At 58.3% G+C, this 16,649-nt stretch carries 16 protein-coding genes; 1 reads left to right on the forward strand and 15 read right to left on the reverse strand.

All coding sequences use genetic code 11. The annotated features are described in order from the left end of the window. Positions 1–118: 118 nt before the first annotated feature. The 15 genes from lipA to leuS all read right to left on the reverse strand — a co-directional run bounded on the left by lipA (position 119) and on the right by leuS (position 15,594). On the reverse strand, positions 119–1,084 hold the full coding sequence (gene lipA / locus ABLX76_RS16685) for a lipoyl synthase (RefSeq protein WP_065882536.1): 966 nt from the start codon (positions 1,082–1,084) through the stop codon (positions 119–121). Between the two features lie 181 nt (positions 1,085–1,265). Then, on the reverse strand, positions 1,266–2,225 hold the full coding sequence (locus ABLX76_RS16690) for a YbeF family transcriptional regulator (protein WP_101977980.1): 960 nt from the start codon (positions 2,223–2,225) through the stop codon (positions 1,266–1,268). Between the two features lie 129 nt (positions 2,226–2,354). Beyond that, on the reverse strand, positions 2,355–2,999 hold the full coding sequence (gene lipB, locus ABLX76_RS16695; protein WP_348874916.1) for a lipoyl(octanoyl) transferase LipB: 645 nt from the start codon (positions 2,997–2,999) through the stop codon (positions 2,355–2,357). Positions 3,000–3,103: 104 nt separating this feature from the next. Next, on the reverse strand, positions 3,104–3,367 hold the full coding sequence (gene ybeD / locus ABLX76_RS16700) for a DUF493 family protein YbeD (protein WP_002894474.1): 264 nt from the start codon (positions 3,365–3,367) through the stop codon (positions 3,104–3,106). Between the two features lie 112 nt (positions 3,368–3,479). Then, the gene (gene dacA, locus ABLX76_RS16705) at positions 3,480–4,679 is read right to left on the reverse strand and encodes a D-alanyl-D-alanine carboxypeptidase DacA (RefSeq protein WP_023288831.1); all 1,200 of its coding nucleotides are present in this window, start codon (positions 4,677–4,679) and stop codon (positions 3,480–3,482) included. 139 nt (positions 4,680–4,818) lie between these two features. Continuing rightward, positions 4,819–5,967 (reverse strand): endolytic peptidoglycan transglycosylase RlpA, encoded by a 1,149-nt coding sequence (gene rlpA, locus ABLX76_RS16710; RefSeq protein WP_023288832.1) that lies wholly within the window; start codon positions 5,965–5,967, stop codon positions 4,819–4,821. A gap of 11 nt (positions 5,968–5,978) precedes the next feature. Then, positions 5,979–7,091, reverse strand: a complete 1,113-nt coding sequence (gene mrdB, locus ABLX76_RS16715; RefSeq protein ID WP_004885876.1) for a peptidoglycan glycosyltransferase MrdB — start codon at positions 7,089–7,091, stop codon at positions 5,979–5,981. Next, positions 7,091–8,992, reverse strand: a complete 1,902-nt coding sequence (mrdA, locus tag ABLX76_RS16720) for a peptidoglycan DD-transpeptidase MrdA (protein ID WP_023288833.1) — start codon at positions 8,990–8,992, stop codon at positions 7,091–7,093. Before mrdA ends, mrdB begins: the two co-directional genes overlap by 1 nt. Before the next feature lie 27 nt (positions 8,993–9,019). Then, positions 9,020–9,487 (reverse strand): 23S rRNA (pseudouridine(1915)-N(3))-methyltransferase RlmH, encoded by a 468-nt coding sequence (gene rlmH / locus ABLX76_RS16725; protein WP_002894620.1) that lies wholly within the window; start codon positions 9,485–9,487, stop codon positions 9,020–9,022. A 3-nt stretch (positions 9,488–9,490) separates the two neighbouring features. Beyond that, positions 9,491–9,808 carry a ribosome silencing factor gene (gene rsfS / locus ABLX76_RS16730; RefSeq protein WP_023288834.1) on the reverse strand — a complete coding sequence of 106 codons (318 nt, stop codon included), beginning with the start codon at positions 9,806–9,808 and terminating at the stop codon, positions 9,491–9,493. Positions 9,809–10,030: 222 nt separating this feature from the next. Further along, a complete protein-coding gene (locus ABLX76_RS16735) occupies positions 10,031–10,660 on the reverse strand; it encodes an adenosylcobalamin/alpha-ribazole phosphatase (RefSeq protein ID WP_072421312.1) in 630 nt (209 codons plus the stop codon). 72 nt (positions 10,661–10,732) lie between these two features. After that, positions 10,733–11,383 carry a nicotinate-nucleotide adenylyltransferase gene (nadD, locus tag ABLX76_RS16740; RefSeq protein ID WP_032455122.1) on the reverse strand — a complete coding sequence of 217 codons (651 nt, stop codon included), beginning with the start codon at positions 11,381–11,383 and terminating at the stop codon, positions 10,733–10,735. Further along, positions 11,376–12,407, reverse strand: a complete 1,032-nt coding sequence (gene holA / locus ABLX76_RS16745) for a DNA polymerase III subunit delta (protein ID WP_048297049.1) — start codon at positions 12,405–12,407, stop codon at positions 11,376–11,378. Before holA ends, nadD begins: the two co-directional genes overlap by 8 nt. Then, complete coding sequence (lptE, locus tag ABLX76_RS16750) at positions 12,407–12,997, reverse strand: LPS assembly lipoprotein LptE (protein ID WP_004885890.1); 591 nt, start codon at positions 12,995–12,997, stop codon at positions 12,407–12,409. The genes holA and lptE overlap by 1 nt, the downstream gene beginning before the upstream one ends. Positions 12,998–13,011: 14 nt before the next feature. Next, complete coding sequence (gene leuS / locus ABLX76_RS16755) at positions 13,012–15,594, reverse strand: leucine--tRNA ligase (RefSeq protein WP_023288838.1); 2,583 nt, start codon at positions 15,592–15,594, stop codon at positions 13,012–13,014. A 226-nt stretch (positions 15,595–15,820) separates the two neighbouring features. Between leuS and ABLX76_RS16760 the strand changes: the two genes are divergently transcribed. Further along, positions 15,821–16,303, forward strand: a complete 483-nt coding sequence (locus ABLX76_RS16760) for a zinc ribbon-containing protein (protein ID WP_025999140.1) — start codon at positions 15,821–15,823, stop codon at positions 16,301–16,303. Positions 16,304–16,649 lie beyond the last annotated feature (346 nt).

The following is a 16,649-nucleotide window of genomic DNA, read 5'->3' on the forward strand; positions in this document are numbered from 1 at the left end:
TTGTCGTTTTTGTCGACGCCGTGCAGGAAAGATGCAACTAACTGTTACGGGAAGGCGAAGCGAATGAAGCGGAGAGCGCCGCTGCGCCAGGACGTGACGCAGCGGGAGAAGCGGCAGGTTATTTAACTTCCATCCCTTTAGCCTGCAGGTCGGCGTGATAGGAAGAGCGAACGAAGGGGCCGCAGGCGGCGTGGGTGAAGCCCATCGCCATGGCTTCCGCTTTCATCTCTTCAAACTCTTCCGGGCTCACGTAACGCTGCACTGGCAGGTGGTGACGGCTCGGCTGCAGATACTGGCCTAACGTCAGCATGGTGACGCCATGACGGCGCAGGTCGCGCATGACTTCGATGATCTCGTCGTTGGTTTCGCCCAGGCCCACCATCAGGCCGGATTTTGTCGGGATCTCCGGGTGCGCTTCTTTAAAACGCTCAAGCAGCTTCAGCGACCAGTTGTAATCCGCGCCCGGACGCACCTGACGATAGAGGCGCGGTACGTTTTCGAGGTTGTGGTTGAAGACGTCCGGCGGGGTCACCGTCAGAATATCCAGGGCGCGATCCATGCGGCCGCGGAAATCCGGGACCAGCGTTTCGATTTTAATCGTCGGGTTTTTCTCGCGAATGGCGCTGATGCAGTCGGCAAAATGCTGTGCGCCGCCATCGCGCAGGTCGTCACGGTCCACCGAAGTGACCACCACGTAGCGTAGCCCCATATCGGCGATAGTTTGCGCCAGCTTCTGTGGCTCGTTCGCATCTGGCGCGATCGGGCGGCCATGCGCCACGTCGCAGAATGGGCAACGGCGGGTACAGATCGCGCCGAGGATCATAAAGGTCGCGGTACCGTGGTTGAAGCACTCTGCAAGGTTCGGGCAGGAGGCCTCTTCGCACACGGAGTGCAGGCCGTTCTTACGCATCGCTGCTTTGATTCCCTGGATACGGGACGAGTCTGCCGGAAGTTTGATTTTCATCCATTCCGGTTTTCTGAGCAGAGCTTCACGCTCAGTTGCCACGTTCTTCACCGGGATAAGGGCCATTTTATCGGCGTCGCGGTACTTAACACCGCGTTCCATCACAATGGGTTTACTCATAGCGTGCGTGTTCCAGTTGCGAGTCACGAAGGAAAGCGAATTAATTCAATGAAATGTTGCAATTATCAACTATTTTTGAATCAAGAGCAGGCAGTATACCATTGAAAAGGGGCAGAAAGCAGCCTGCCTGCCCGGCAAATTGTAAAATAGTTGTTGTTTTATCCTTTTTCCCTTCCGTGCGCTACGCCTTGAACGTCTGGATCACGGTCTCAATGATCTCTTTCAGCAATGGCTCTTTCCCGCTCTGCTTATTGAAGTGCAGCGCAACATCAATCTGCTCTTCCCTCAGGGAGGGGAAGTCCAGGGTCTGCAGCGGCCAGAGACGGGATACCATGGCGAACAGGCGCTCGGTGGTCAGCCCCAGCATGTCGCTCTCGGCGATCATTGCCGCCTGGGTTAGCAGGTTGAAGGTGCTGAAACCGCAGCGGCGTTCGCCCATCTCCTCCTGCAGCCGACGGTGCAGCGTAGGGTAGCGCTGGCCTTCCGGCAGCAGCAGCGCAAATTCATACTTCGCGAGGGTAGTTTCATCCTGCGGACCGTCCAGCGCGGGATGCCCAGCGCGGCAGTACATCTGCACCCGTTCCTGATACAGCACGTGATGGCTTATCGCCTGGCCGCTGTGCAGATGGGTATCAATCAACAAATCCACCTGGCGCTGGTCGAGCTGCCGCGCGGCGTCGGTGAGGGCGATGTTGTGCAGCAGGATCTGCGGAAAGACCGGCTTCAGCGCGCTGGCCAGGCCAGGCATCAGCAGCGCCCCCATGGCTGGCGTGGTGGCGATAGTGATCACCCGCTGCTGATGCGGGCTGCCGGTGATATCCAGCGCGCTGAGGAAAGCCTCCATACCGCGGCTGATGTACTGGTGAAGATGGGTGGCATAGGCGGTGGGCGTTACGCCCTGGCCTTTACGGATAAACAGCGGATCGGGGAACAGCGCCCGCAGTTTGTTTATTGACTGGCTAATGGCCGACGGCGTGATATTGAGTATCTTCGCGGCATTGACGATACCTTTGTGTACGTACACGGCTTCGAAGATGGTCAACAGATTGAGGTCAATATTACGCAGGATGCGAAACATCTGACGGTCGTAACGTTCGTCCTGTCGGTCAGGAGATTCTGACGGCGGCGTATTCTCTGGCACGCGATGAGTCCGGTTGGGAATGATAGGCCAAGTATAGCGGCCCACCGCGTTGCCGTGCGTGACAATTGATTGCAAAAATAATGTGTTACTCGTTCAGCACCCCGCCGTCAGCGGGGCGCTGGTCTGCCCTTAACCCTGAGGAAGGTATTCGTGCGGGGGATTGTTCAGCAGCGCCAGCAGATGGGCTACCAGCCGCGGAGCGACCGTCTCCGGAGTGGCTTCCGGCTGCCACTGGCGAATTTGCGTCATCTCCATACCGGCATAGCCACAGGGGTTGATACGCAGAAACGGCGTCAGATCCATCGCGATATTGAGCGCCAGGCCGTGGAAAGAGCAGCCTTTGCGGATCCGCAGCCCCAGAGAGCATATTTTGCGATCGCCGACGTAGACGCCAGGGGCGTCGGCGCGTGGGTGCGACTCAATACCGTATTCGGCAAGGGTATTGACGACCGTTTGCTCCAGCAGCGTCACCAGTTCACGCACGCCCAGCTTGCGGCGCTTGAGGTTCAACAGGACGTACATTACCTGCTGTCCCGGGCCGTGATAGGTTACCTGGCCGCCGCGATCGCTCTGGATCACCGGAATATCACCGGGCACCAGCAGGTGTTCCGCTTTGCCGGCCTGACCCTGGGTGAAGACCGGGTGATGTTCCACCAGCCAGATCTCATCGAGGGTATCTTCAGCACGGGCGTCGGTAAATTCATGCATCGCCTGCGAGACGGGTTCGTAAGGTTGCAGGCCAAGCTGCCGGATTAGAATTTTATTGTGCTGCAAAACAACATCTCCGCCGGGAAGAGAGAATTCAGGTCGGGGAGTATATCACAGCCGTGCGGGAGGGAATGAGAAGACCCGGCACGGCGGCCGGGTCAGGGAAAAGGTTACAGCACCATCCGAACGATATCGATATTGCCTAACTCTTCGTACAGCGTTTCCACTTGTTCAATGTGAGTGGCGTTGATGGTGATGGAGACCGAGTGGTAGTTACCTTTGCTGCTCGGTTTTACTGACGGCGAGTAATCACCAGGCGCATGGCGCTGTACCACTTCCACCACCTGATCAACCAGCTCAGGCAACGCCTGCCCCATTACTTTGTAAGTAAATGGCGTAGGGAATTCAAGCAGTTCGTTAAGTTTGGTTTTCATGTCAGCTCCGGTGTTACGACAAAATAATAACTCCCACCAAGGGTGGGAGTTATCAGGTTACTTGGATGAATAGTATATGGGGATGGAAATCACACTTTCAAGTGTTCGATTTTTAACCAAACCAGTGGTGGAACATTAATTTAATGTAATCAATAATTTTACCGAAGAAATTACCTTCCGGAATTTCCTGCAGCACCACCAGCGGGCGCTGGTCAATGGTTTTACCATCCAGCTGGAAGTTAATGGTGCCGACGACCTGGTTTTTCTGCAGCGGGGCGTGCAGCTCAGTGTTATTCAGCACGTAGCTGGCTTTCAGATCTTTCATCCGGCCGCGCGGGATGGTCAGGTAGACGTCTTTATCCACCCCCAGCGAAGCGCGATCGCTGTCGCCGAACCAGGCCGGTTCGGATGCAAACTCTTTGCCGGCTTTAATTGGGTTGACGGTTTCGAAGAAGCGGAAGCCCCAGGTCAGCAGTTTTTTGCTTTCCGACTCACGCCCTTTGAACGTCCGGCCGCCCATTACCGCCGAGATCAGACGCATCTGCCCTTCGGTGGCGGAAGCGACAAGGTTGTAGCCCGCTTTGTCGGTGTGGCCGGTTTTGATGCCGTCGACGTTCAGGCTGTTATCCCACAGCAGGCCATTACGGTTCAGCTGGCGGATCCCGTTGAAAGTGAACTCTTTCTCACGATAGATGGAGTACTCGTTCGGCACGTCGCGGATCAGCGCCTGGCCAATCAGCGCCATGTCGCGCGCCGAGCTGAACTGGCCGTCAGCATCGAGGCCGTGAACAGTCTGGAAATGGGTGTTTTTCAGGCCGAGGGCGTTGACGTAGTTGTTCATCAGGCTGACGAAGGCGTCCTGGCTGCCGGCGACATAGTCGGCCATCGCCACGCAGGCATCGTTACCGGACTGCAGGTTGATACCGCGGATCAGCTGGGAAACCGGCACCTGCATCCCCGGCTTGAGGAACATCAGGGAAGAGCCTTTGAATACCGGGTTGCCGGTGGCCCAGGCGTCGTTGCCGACGGTGACCAGATCGGACTCTTTGAATTTGCCCGCTTTCATCGCCTGACCGATAACATAGCTGGTCATCATTTTGGTCAGACTGGCCGGGTCGCGGCGGGAGTCGGCGTTGTTTTCAGCCAGCACCTTGCCAGAGTTGTAATCGATAAGGATCCAGGATTCGGCGTCAATCTGCGGGGCGCCTGGGATCATCGTTTTGATATTCAGGTCATCGGCGCGGGCAGCGGAGGAGAGCGCTGCAACGGAGAGCGCCGTGATGAGTAAACGAGCGGTGAAAGAGGTCTTCATGGTCAGAACAACGGCATCCGTGATGGAGTTAAAAAAAGTGCCTTACTATAGCAAATGCTCTGCGGGCCAGCATCCGACATTGCGCATGAGTTTGTTAATGACTTTTACATGCGCAAGGTGAACGGCCTGCCCGCGGCCTTTAGTTGGCGCGAGTAATAAAGGACTGCAGCTGCGCTTCGCTTTGCAGGCGCTGCTGAACGGCGCTGGCCTGCGCCTTGTCGGCAAACGGCCCCAGCTGAATACGCCACACCGCGCCGTTTTGCATGACCCGGCCCGGCACAGAGAACTGCTGGCTCAGACGCTGCTGATACTGCTGCGCCCGCGCCTGGTCGCTCACTGCGCCCACCTGCACGACAAAGCTACCGCTGGCGCTGGAGGTGGCGGAAGACGAAGCGGCAACGGCGCCGGCGGCTGCGGCGGTGGCCGCTGCGGGCGCGACGCTACCCTGGATGGAGCCGGGCGCGGTCACCGGCGCTGCTGGCGTGGCGCCGGCGGCAGGTGCCGTCGCGGCGGCGGCCGCGGGTTCGCTGCTCTCCAGCACGCCGCTGTTCAGCGGCGTCGGGGCGCCGAGGAAACCGCCGCTGTTCACCGGTGCGCCAACGCTGTCTTCCGGCTTCAGCGTGCTGTTGCTGATCGGGCGAACGTCAGTGGGCGCGGGCTGGCTCATGCCAGCGGCGTCACCGCCGTCCAGATTCGGACGGGCGGGCAGGGCGTAAGTCTGTTTGGCGACGGTGGTACAAGCCATTCCCGGGCCGGAAAGCGAACCGTCAGGCGCGACGATGATCGGGTCGATACGCACTTTGGTGTTATTCGAGGTGTTCAGGCGGTCGGCGGACGCGCGGGAGAGCGAGATAACCCGATCGTTGCCGTAGGGACCGCGATCGTTAATCCGCACGACGATCATGCGCCCGTTGGCGAGGTTGGTGATCCGCGCATAGCTCGGGATCGGCAGCGTCGGGTGCGCCGCGGTCAACTGCGTCGGGTCGAAGGTTTCACCGCTGGCGGTCAGGTTGCTGTTGGGTTCTGCGTCATAGATCGCCGCGAAACCGGCCTGAGTAAAGTTTGCCGGATCCTGGACGATGTTGTAGCGCTTACCATCGCGCTCATAATCCTGATTCGCCGTCGCGTTCGGCGTTTCATACTGCGGATCGGCGCCGCTGATCTCAACCGTCGGGCCATTACAGACGGCCGGCTGTGGAGTACTGACCGTCTTTTGTTGCACGTCATCACTCGAACATGCCGCCAGCAGCCCCGCTGCTATGCAGATCCCCAGCCATTGCTTACGCATTGCGAACCCCTTTAAACGCTTTTCGACAACATTTTTCTGTGGGTATGGATCGACATCACGATACCAAACCCGGCCATCAATACGATCAGGGCGGAGCCCCCGTAGCTCACCAGCGGCAACGGTACGCCCACCACCGGTAAAATACCACTCACCATACCAATATTTACGAAGACATAAACGAATAAAATCAACATTAAACCACCGGCCATTACCCGGCCAAAGGTGGTTTGCGCCTGGGCGGCGATCCACAGTCCGCGCATGATCAGCAGAATATAGAGCGCCAGCAGGATCAGTACGCCAATCAGGCCCAGCTCTTCGGCGAGAACGGCGAAGATAAAGTCGGTATGGCGTTCCGGCAGAAACTCCAGCTGCGACTGGGTGCCGTGCAGCCAGCCTTTGCCGCGCAGACCGCCGGAGCCAATGGCAATTTTAGACTGAATAATGTGATATCCCGCGCCCAGCGGGTCGGTTTCCGGATCGAGCAGCATCATCACGCGCTGGCGCTGATAGTCGTGCATCAGGAAGAACCACAAAATCGGGATAAAGGCGGCGACCAGCACCACCGCGATGCCGATCAGGCGCCAGCTGAGGCCGGAGAGGAACAGCACAAACAGACCGGAGAGGGCGATCAGAATCGAGGTCCCGAGGTCAGGCTGCGCCGCCACCAGCAGCGTCGGCAGGAAGATCAGCACCAGGGCAATACCGGTATTCTTCAGCGAAGGCGGGCAGACGTCGCGGTTAATAAAGCGCGCCACCATCAGCGGCACGGCGATTTTTGCAATCTCCGACGGCTGAAAGCGGACGATACCGAGATCCAGCCAGCGCTGCGCCCCTTTGGAGATGGCGCCGAAGGCGTCGACGGCCACCAGCAGAATAATACAGAAAATATAGAGGTAGGGCGCCCAGCCCTCATAGACCCGCGGCGGGATCTGCGCCATGACGATCATGATCACCACGCCCATGGCGATCTGGCCGATTTTACGCTCCATCATGCCGACGTCCTGACCGCTGGCGCTCCAGATAACCAGCGCGCTGTAGGTCAGCAGCGCCAGCAGGATCAGCACCATAGTGGGGTCAAGATGGATCTTATCCCACAGCGATTTTTTGTTCGGATTATCCGTCATTATTGATCCTCCCCTGCGGTTACCGCCGGGTTTTCGCTTGGCAGCGTGGTGTTGTTATCGCCCAGCATGATGTGATCGAGGATTTGGCGCATAATCGTACCGACCGCCGGGCCGGCACCGCCGTTTTCCAGAATCATCGCCACGGCAACCTGCGGGTTGTTATAAGGCGCAAACGCCGTCATCAGTTTATGGTCACGCAGACGCTCAGAGATTCGGTGCGCGTTATAGGTTTCGTTGGCCTTCAGGCCGAACACCTGGGCGGTACCGGACTTGGCCGCGATTTTATACGGCGCGCTGGCGAAATATTTGTGCGCGGTGCCGTTGCCGCGGTTGGCCACGCCGAACATGCCGTCTTTGGCGATTTCCCAGTAGCCGGAATGGATGTCGCCTACCGGCGGCTCATGAGGCTGGACCCACGGAACGGGCTTGCCGTCTTCCACGGTGCTTTGCAGCAGGTGCGGTACTTTCACCACCCCGTCGTTAATCAGGATCATCAGCGCTTTGTTCATCTGGATCGGCGTGGCGGTCCAGTAACCCTGGCCGATGCCCACCGGAATGGTGTCCCCCTGGTACCAGGGTTTCTTAAAGCGTTTGAGCTTCCATTCGCGGGTAGGCATGTTGCCCGAGCGCTCTTCGGCGAGGTCGATACCGGTATAGTGGCCGTAGCCGAACTTGCTCATCCACTCCGAGAGGCGATCGATGCCCATGTCATAGGCGACCTGATAGAAATAGGTATCCGCTGACTCCTCCAGCGCTTTGGTGACGTTCAGGTGGCCGTGGCCCCATTTTTTCCAGTCACGATAGCGTTTTTCCGAGCCGGGCAGCTGCCACCAGCCCGGGTCGAACAGGCTGGTATTGCGCGTGATCACCCCGGCGCTCAGCGCCGAGACGGCGACGTACGGTTTGACCGTCGATGCCGGCGGATAGACCCCTTGCGTCGCACGGTTGACCAGCGGCGTGTTGGGATCGTTGAGCAGGCCGGAGTAATCTTTGCTGGAGATGCCGTCGACGAACAGGTTCGGGTCGTAGCTCGGCGTCGAAACCAGCGCCAGAATGGCGCCGGTACGCGGGTCGGTGACCACCACCGCGGCGCGGCTGCCGGCCAGCAGCGTTTCGATATACTGCTGTAGCTTGAGGTCGAGGGTGAGATAGATGTCGCGTCCGGCCTGCGGAGGCACCTCTTTGAGCTGACGAATAACGCGGCCGCGGTTGTTCACTTCAACCTCTTCGTAGCCGGTCTGACCGTGCAGGACGTCCTCGTAATAACGCTCAATACCCAGCTTACCGATGTCATGGGTCGAGGCGTAGTTGGCCAGTTTGCCCTCTTTATCGAGGCGGTCGACGTCTTTATCGTTAATTTTCGACACGTAGCCGATGACGTGCGTCAGCGCCGAGTTATAGGGGTAGTAACGGCGCTTGTAGCCTTTGACTTCCACGCCGGGAAAACGGTACTGGTTGACGGCAAAGCGGGCCACCTGCACTTCGCTGAGGTTGACCTTGACCGGAATCGAGGTAAAGCGATGGGAGCGGGCGCGCTCCTTTTTGAAACCGGCGATATCATCGTCGGTTAAATCGACGACGTCGCGTAGCGCATCCAGCGTCTGTTGCACGTTATCGACTTTCTCCGGCATCATCTCCAGCTGATAAATGGTGCGGTTAAGCGCCAGCGGGGTGCCGTTGCGATCGTAAATAATGCCGCGGCTCGGCGGGATCGGGACCAGCTTGATGCGGTTTTCGTTCGAGCGCGTCTGATAGTCGTCGAAGCGAACGATTTGCACATTGTACAGGTTGGCGATCAGAACGCCGGTAAGCAGCAAAATCCCCAAAAAAGCGACCAGCGCCCGGCGCACGAACAGCGAGGATTCAGCCGTATAGTCGCGGAAAGAATTCTGTAATTTCATTCGCTGCTCAGTCTACCCTGATCATCATTACTCACGGTGGTACGGATGGTTGGTGGTAATGCTCCACGCCCGATACAGGCTCTCGGCCACCAGTACGCGCACCAGCGGGTGAGGTAAGGTGAGGGTGGAGAGCGACCAACTCTGTTCCGCCGCTGCTTTACAGGCTGGAGAGAGGCCTTCCGGGCCGCCGACCAGCAAACTGACGTCGCGCCCGTCCTGTTTCCAGCGTTCCAGTTCGCGCGCCAGCTGCGGCGTATCCCATGGTTTACCCGGAATATCCAGGGTCACGATGCGGTTTTTACCGGCAGCGGCTAACATCATCTCGCCCTCTTTTTCGAGGATGCGCTTGATATCAGCGTTCTTGCCGCGCTTACCGGCGGGGATCTCCACCAGTTCGAACGGCATATCTTTGGGAAAACGGCGCAGATACTCGCTAAAGCCGGTCTGTACCCAGTCCGGCATTTTGGTGCCAACGGCCACCAGCTGCAACTTCACGCATTAACTCCAGAGTTTTTCCAGCTCGTACAGACGACGGCTCTCTTCCTGCATGACGTGAACCATCACGTCGCCGAGGTCGACGACGATCCAGTCGGCGGCGGCTTCCCCTTCAACGCCCAGCGGCAGCAAGCCGGCGGCGCGGGATTCCTGGACCACGTGGTCGGCGATGGACATCACATGACGCGTGGAGGTGCCGGTGCAGATAATCATGCAATCGGTGATGCTGGATTTGCCATGTACATCAATGGCAACGATGTCCTGACCTTTCAGGTCATCAATTTTGTCGATAACAAAATCCTGGAGTGCTTTACCCTGCAAGTGTTCCCCCTGGGTGCGTGAAGATTGATAATCATAAAGAGCCTGACAGTATACCTGAACTAATGAAAAAGTCGGGTGAAATGTCTGTCGGCAGGCGTTCGCGGCGGAGTATCATCCCATCCCTCGCCGAGGATTGCATCGCCATTTTTGTAAAACAATTTCTGCAAACCTGCTTTGGCGGATGCTGCCTGGCAGCGGAGAATAGCAGCCTGCTCTGGCCTGTCAATGGTTCGGCGGGAATTCTTCTTGCGGCTGCCAGACGGCCTGGCTATTTAATACCCGCAGGGTGGTGAAATCGTCGCGAATGTCGAGGAGACTCCAGGCGCCATGGGCTATCGGAAAGTGCCACATCGCCGCGGCGGGCATCTGCAACAGCAGGGCGATCAGCAGGCTCAGGACGCCCTGATGGCCGACGATCAGCAGGTGGTCAAGATGGCGGCAGTCGGTCAGCGTGGGGGTAAACTCGCTGACGCGGCGGGCAAAACGCTGAAAGCTTTCGCCGTTGGTCGGGGCCGCGTGCTGCCAGTCAGCGCACCATGCGGCATAGTTTTCCGCATCTTCTCGCTGGAGGTCGCGATGATGGCGCATCTCCCAGTCGCCGAAAAACATCTCATTGAGCGCGGCATGGCATTCGCGCGGGATAGCGCGATCGCCAAGCAGCAGATCGGCCGTTGTCCCGGTCCGCGCCAGCTCGCTGCAGAAGACTTTATCGAAAGGCACCGCGCGCAGTCGTTCACCGAGCGCTCGCGCCTGAGCGACGCCGCGCGGCGTCAGAGGCGTGGGGGCGTGGCCGCTATATAACCCGGCAACGTTGGCTTCGGTTTCGCCATGGCGTACTAACCACAATTTCATGAACAGGCTCTGACAGGCGATGGAGAGGTGGCGTTACGATAGCGCTTTTTTCGCGCCAGGCCCAGCCCGGGGTCAGCAATAGAGACCCTGCTCGCGGATGTAGTCCAGCACCGCGGCCGGCAGCATCTCGGCGCAGGACTCGCCGCGCTCAAGGCGCTGGCGAATGATCGTCGCCGAAATATCGAACCACGGGGTCTCAGCCAGGTAGATCACGCCGGAAGGGCGGTGATGCAAAGACTCCACGTCGTGGGTTAAATGGCGATCCAGCCAGCGCTGATCGGCCTCATGGGCCATGGTCAGCGGGTAACCCGGCCGGCGGCAGACAATCAGGTGGACATTGTCGAGGATGGTTTCATAGTTATGCCAGGTGGGAAAGGTGAGCAGCGAATCCTGGCCAATGATAAACGCCAGCGGCTTGTGCGGCCCCTGCTCCTGGCGCCACTCCTGCAGCGTTTGCGCCGTCCAGGAGGGGGTATCGCGCCGCAGTTCGCGTTCATCGAGCGTGAACAGCGGCTTATCGGCAATCGCCAGCTTCAGCATGTGCACGCGCTGGGCGCTGGTGGCTTCCGGCTGGGGACGATGCGGCGGGACGTTATTAGGCATGATGATGACCTTGCTCAGGCCAATCTGATTCGCCAGGATCTCGACCGGCTTGAGGTGACCATAATGCACCGGATCGAAGGTGCCGCCATAGATTGCCTGTAAGTGAGTCATATCAACCATCAATAAAAACGTCCGCCAGGGCTTTGTGGCAGAGCAACAACGAAAGACTTTCCAGTTCGGGCCAGACGTCGTACCCGTAATCCTGTTTAAAGGTCAGTTCCGCGCGGGTCAGAAGGGTCACCGCCTGGCGCAGCTGTTCGCCGCTGAGTCGGGCGAGGGCGTCGCTGAGCAGCTGACGGCGGTTTTGCCAGACCCGATGTTTATCAAACAGCGAACGCAGCGGCGTCTGTGCCGACTGGCGCTTGAGGGTGACCAGCAGCAGCAGCTCCCGCTGTAGCGTACGCAGCAGGATCGCCGGCTCGCAGCCTTCAAGACGGAGCTGCTGCAGAACGTGCAGCACGCGCTTACTTTTGCCTGCCAGCAGGGCATCGACCCAATGGTAAGGGGTAAAGTGCGCGGCATCGTTCACCGCCTGCTCAACGCGGGGCAGGGTCAGCTTACCGTCCGGCCAGAGCAGCGCCAGACGCTCCAGCGCCTGCGCCAGCGCCAGCAGATTGCCTTCGTAACAGTAGCACAGCAGCTGGCTGGCCGCGTCGTCGAGCTGCAGCTGATGCTGTTTGGCCCGCGCGGCCAGCCAGCGCGGCAGCTGCGCGTATTCCGGCGTCTGGCAGCTGACCTGGACGGCGCGCTGAGCCAGCGCGGTGAGCCACGCGGCATTCTCCTGGGCTTTGGTCAACTTACTGCCGCGAACGATCAGCAGCAGGTCGTCGTGCAGCAGACCGACCAGCGTCGCCAGCTGTTCGTTGATCGCCGCGTTGGGGCCGTTTTCCGGCAGGATCAACAGCAGGGTTTGCCGGCTGGCAAACAGGCTCATCGCCTGGCTTAAGGCGAAAAGCGCCTGCCAGTCGGTGCTGTTATCGATAGTGAAGGTGTGGTGTTCGGTAAAGCCCTGCGCGGCAGCGGCTTCGCGAATAGCGTCCTGGCTTTCCTGCAACAGCAGAGGATCGTTGCCAAGCAGCAGATAGGCCGCGCGCAGCCCTTCAGTGAGCTGCGCGCGGAGCTGTTCCGGGTACAACCGAATCATCATTGACCCAGCGTGGTGGAGACGCGGTTACCCGAGGACGCCGGCGCGGTGCTGCCCGCGACCGGTTTTTCTTCCTGCTGGGTGGCTTCAACATCCGCTACCTGAACGCTTGGCAGTTTACGAATCAGCTGTTCCGCCGCTTTATCGTACATTTCCTGGATAATCATATCCTGCTCGGCGTCTTTGGCTAGCGCCGCCTGCGGGTTATCAAAGAACGAACGATAGACCTTGGTGGTTATCGGATAGATATCGTGACCCGGGATCAGGACGCTGGCATGAACGGTCATGACCATCTGATATTCCGCCGTACGACCGTCCTGGAACACCGATGCCGTATCTTTCTGAATCGACGATCCATCGAGGCGCAGAGAAGGGACATCTTTACGCAGCGTGCTGGCGTCGATCAGTTCCACGCCGTTAAGACGCAGCTGATTACGCACCGCGCGGCTTAACGGCCCGTTCGGATCGCTCGACTGGAAGATCATGGTTTTCATGGTGGTGGGCACCTTGGTAGTGCTACGCAGATGCCAGCCACAGCCGGCGGTGGCAAGCACCGCCAGAGATAACAACATTGTTACCAGATATCGCACGCTTCCTCCCGCGCTTAGCCAACGACCAGATTGAGCAGTTTACCCGGAACGTAAATCACTTTACGCACGGTTTTGCCGTCGAGATACTTCGCCACCAGATGCTCCTGGCCGGCGCGCTCGCGGACCTGCTCTTCAGTTGCGTCTACCGCAACGGTAATTTTACCACGAACTTTGCCGTTGACCTGGACGACGACGAGGGTGCTGTCTTCCACCATCGCGCTTTCATCTGCCACCGGCCACGGCGCGTTGTCGATATCGCCTTCACCGTTCAGCTCACGCCACAGGGTGAAGCTGGCGTGCGGGGTGAACGGGTTGAGCATACGCACGACCGCCAGCAGGGCTTCCTGCATCAGAGCGCGATCCTGCTCATCTTCCTGCGGCGCTTTCGCCAGCTTGTTCATCAGCTCCATGATCGCCGCGATGGCGGTGTTGAAGGTCTGACGACGACCGATGTCATCGGTCACTTTGGCGATGGTTTTGTGGATATCGCGACGCAGCGCTTTCTGATCTTCACTCAGCGCCGCCACGTTCAGGGCCGCAACGTCCCCTTTGGTGGTGTGTTCGTAGACCAGCTTCCAGACGCGTTTCAGGAAGCGGTTCGCCCCTTCGACGCCAGATTCCTGCCACTCGAGGGTCATATCCGCCGGGGAGGCGAACATCATGAACAGACGCACGGTATCCGCGCCGTAGCGCTCAACCATGACCTGCGGGTCGATGCCGTTGTTTTTCGACTTGGACATCTTGCTCATGCCGGTGTACACCAGCTCGTGGCCCGCCGCGTCTTTCGCTTTCACTATACGGCCTTTTTCGTCACGTTCGACGATGGCGTCAACCGGGGAGACCCAGTTACGTTCGCCGTTTTCGCCTACGTAGTAGAAAGCGTCAGCCAGCACCATGCCCTGGCACAGCAGCTGTTTCGCCGGCTCATCGGAGTTGACCATGCCCGCGTCGCGCATCAGTTTGTGGAAGAAGCGGAAGTAGAGCAGGTGCATGATCGCGTGTTCGATACCGCCGATGTAGATATCGACCGGCAGCCAGTAGTTGGCCGCTTGCGAATCCAGCATCCCTTCCTGATACTGCGGGCAGGTGTAGCGCGCATAGTACCAGGAGGATTCCATAAAGGTGTCAAAGGTGTCGGTTTCGCGCAGCGCCGGCTGGCCGTTAACCGTGGTCTTGGCCCATTCAGGATCGGCTTTGATCGGGCTGGTGATGCCGTCCATGACCACGTCTTCCGGCAGGATCACCGGCAGTTGATCTTCCGGGGTCGGCAGCACGGTGCCGTCTTCCAGGGTGACCATCGGGATCGGCGCGCCCCAGTAGCGCTGACGGGAGACGCCCCAGTCGCGCAGGCGGTAGTTAATTTTACGCTCGCCGACGCCCATGGCTGCCAGTTTGTCGGCAATGGCGTTGAAGCCCGCTTCATAATCGAGGCCGCTGAACTCGCCGGAGTTAAACAGGACGCCTTTCTCGGTCAGCGCCTGCTCCGAGAGATCTGGCTCAGAACCGTCGGAGGCGAGGATCACCGGCTTGATGTTCAGCCCGTATTTGCTGGCGAACTCGTAGTCGCGCTGGTCGTGACCCGGAACGGCCATCACCGCGCCGGTGCCGTACTCCATCAGCACGAAGTTAGCCGCCCATACCGGAATTTCTTCGCCGGTCAGCGGGTGGATAGCTTTAAAGCCGGTATCGACGCCTTTTTTCTCCATCGTCGCCATGTCGGCTTCCGCCACTTTGGTGTTGCGGCATTCGTCGATAAAGGTGGCCAGTGCCGGATTGTTGGCCGCAGCCTGCTGCGCCAGCGGGTGACCCGCAGCGACCGCCAGGTAGGTACAGCCCATAAAGGTGTCCGGGCGAGTGGTGTAGACGGTCAGCTTGTCGGCGTAATGGTTAACGTCAAAGGAGATTTCCACCCCTTCAGAACGGCCGATCCAGTTGCGCTGCATGGTCTTCACGGTGTCCGGCCAGTGGTCCAGCTTATCCAGATCGTTCAACAGCTCATCGGCGTAGGCGGTGATTTTAATAAACCACTGCGGGATCTCTTTACGCTCGACTTTGGTGTCGCAGCGCCAGCAGCAGCCGTCGATAACCTGCTCGTTGGCCAGTACGGTCTGGTCGTTCGGGCACCAGTTCACCGCGGAGGTTTTTTTGTACACCAGGCCTTTTTTGTACAGCTCGGTGAAGAACTTCTGCTCCCAGCGGTAGTATTCCGGAGTGCAGGTCGCCAGCTCGCGGCTCCAGTCATAGCCGAAGCCCAGCATTTTGAGCTGGTTTTTCATGTAGGCGATGTTGTCGTAGGTCCACGGCGCTGGCGCGGTGTTGTTTTTTACCGCCGCGCCTTCCGCAGGCAGACCGAACGCATCCCAGCCAATTGGCTGCAGGACGTTTTTACCCAGCATACGCTGATAGCGGGCAATCACGTCGCCGATGGTGTAGTTACGCACGTGACCCATGTGTAGTCGACCAGAAGGATAAGGAAGCATCGACAGGCAGTAATACTTCTCTTTGCTCTCGTCTTCAGTTACTTCAAATGTACGATTTTCGTCCCAGTGAAGCTGGACTTTCGATTCTATCTCTTCCGGGCGGTATTGCTCTTGCATGGCAGCCAGTGGTCCTGTTTTCAATACAGCTACAAAATGTAGCCAATGGATGTGTTATTTCAGATCGGCATAGCATAGCCCAAACGCCAACGTCAAAACAGCTTTTCGCACATCAACATCGGCAAAAGCTGGGCAGATTATTTCGCAAGTCTGTGGCTTGTCAGACACAGCGGGAGAGGAATAAGGTCTATTATCAGAAGACGTTAACCACACCGGAGGCGAAATGATGAACAAGGTTGCTCAATATTACCGTGAACTGGTCTCCTCGCTCAGCGAACGGCTCCGCCATGGAGAGCGCGATATTGACGCGCTGGTGACGCAGGCACGCGATAAAATTGTCCGCGCCGGCGATCTGACGCAGAGCGAGATTGAGTCGGTGATAGCCGCGGTCAAGCGCGATCTTGAGGAGTTTGCCCGCAGCTACGAAGAGAGTCATGAAGACGAGAGCGACAGCGTGTTTATGCGGGTGATCAAAGAGAGCCTGTGGCAGGAGCTGGCCGATATCACTGACAAAACCCAGCTTGAGTGGCGGGAGGTTTTTCAGGATCTGAATCACCACGGCGTATACCACAGCGGCGAAGTGGTCGGTTTAGGTAACCTGGTGTGTGAGAAGTGTCACTATCACCTGGCGGTGTATACCCCGGATGTGCTACCGCGCTGTCCGAAGTGCGGCCACGATCAGTTCCAGCGTCGCCCGTTTGAGCCCTGATCGATCGGGCCCGGTGCTGAATGATTGCGCCGGGCCGGTGTAAAAATAATTAATGATAAATTTATTGGACAATATAAGTTATATATTGGCTTGCATTTTAAAAATATGCTGTTCGTCCTTTTTATCTCTTCTGGCTTGATACTTATTCTTTTTTCACTAAGTTACGACTTATCCTGAAGCATGACATGCAGCACATCGCAGGTATCATGGCATATTCTCTTGGCAAAATTAATTTGCAATAAGATGCTGGCGATCGCTTGCTAAAGGTGGGTGGGCTCCGCCTGATGCAAGGCGTTGTCAGTAGTGGTTAATCATTGGCGATGCGCTGTCACCAGCGCATCGCTTA

The sequence above is a fragment of the Klebsiella sp. JB_Kp004 genome (assembly GCF_040065795.1).
Classification (GTDB): Bacteria; Pseudomonadota; Gammaproteobacteria; order Enterobacterales; family Enterobacteriaceae; genus Klebsiella; species Klebsiella quasipneumoniae.

What these genes read in the sequence shown, in the direction of transcription:
- lipA (WP_065882536.1), bottom strand. Translation starts at nt 1,084, where the DNA reads ATGAGTAAACCCATTGTGATGGAACGCGGTGTTAAGTACCGCGACGCC.
- ybeD (WP_002894474.1), bottom strand. Translation starts at nt 3,367, where the DNA reads ATGAAAACCAAACTTAACGAACTGCTTGAATTCCCTACGCCATTTACT.
- dacA (WP_023288831.1), bottom strand. Translation starts at nt 4,679, where the DNA reads ATGAAGACCTCTTTCACCGCTCGTTTACTCATCACGGCGCTCTCCGTT.
- rlpA (WP_023288832.1), bottom strand. Translation starts at nt 5,967, where the DNA reads ATGCGTAAGCAATGGCTGGGGATCTGCATAGCAGCGGGGCTGCTGGCG.
- mrdB (WP_004885876.1), bottom strand. Translation starts at nt 7,091, where the DNA reads ATGACGGATAATCCGAACAAAAAATCGCTGTGGGATAAGATCCATCTT.
- mrdA (WP_023288833.1), bottom strand. Translation starts at nt 8,992, where the DNA reads ATGAAATTACAGAATTCTTTCCGCGACTATACGGCTGAATCCTCGCTG.
- ABLX76_RS16735 (WP_072421312.1), bottom strand. Translation starts at nt 10,660, where the DNA reads ATGAAATTGTGGTTAGTACGCCATGGCGAAACCGAAGCCAACGTTGCC.
- nadD (WP_032455122.1), bottom strand. Translation starts at nt 11,383, where the DNA reads ATGGTTGATATGACTCACTTACAGGCAATCTATGGCGGCACCTTCGAT.
- holA (WP_048297049.1), bottom strand. Translation starts at nt 12,407, where the DNA reads ATGATTCGGTTGTACCCGGAACAGCTCCGCGCGCAGCTCACTGAAGGG.
- leuS (WP_023288838.1), bottom strand. Translation starts at nt 15,594, where the DNA reads ATGCAAGAGCAATACCGCCCGGAAGAGATAGAATCGAAAGTCCAGCTT.
- ABLX76_RS16760 (WP_025999140.1), top strand. Translation starts at nt 15,821, where the DNA reads ATGAACAAGGTTGCTCAATATTACCGTGAACTGGTCTCCTCGCTCAGC.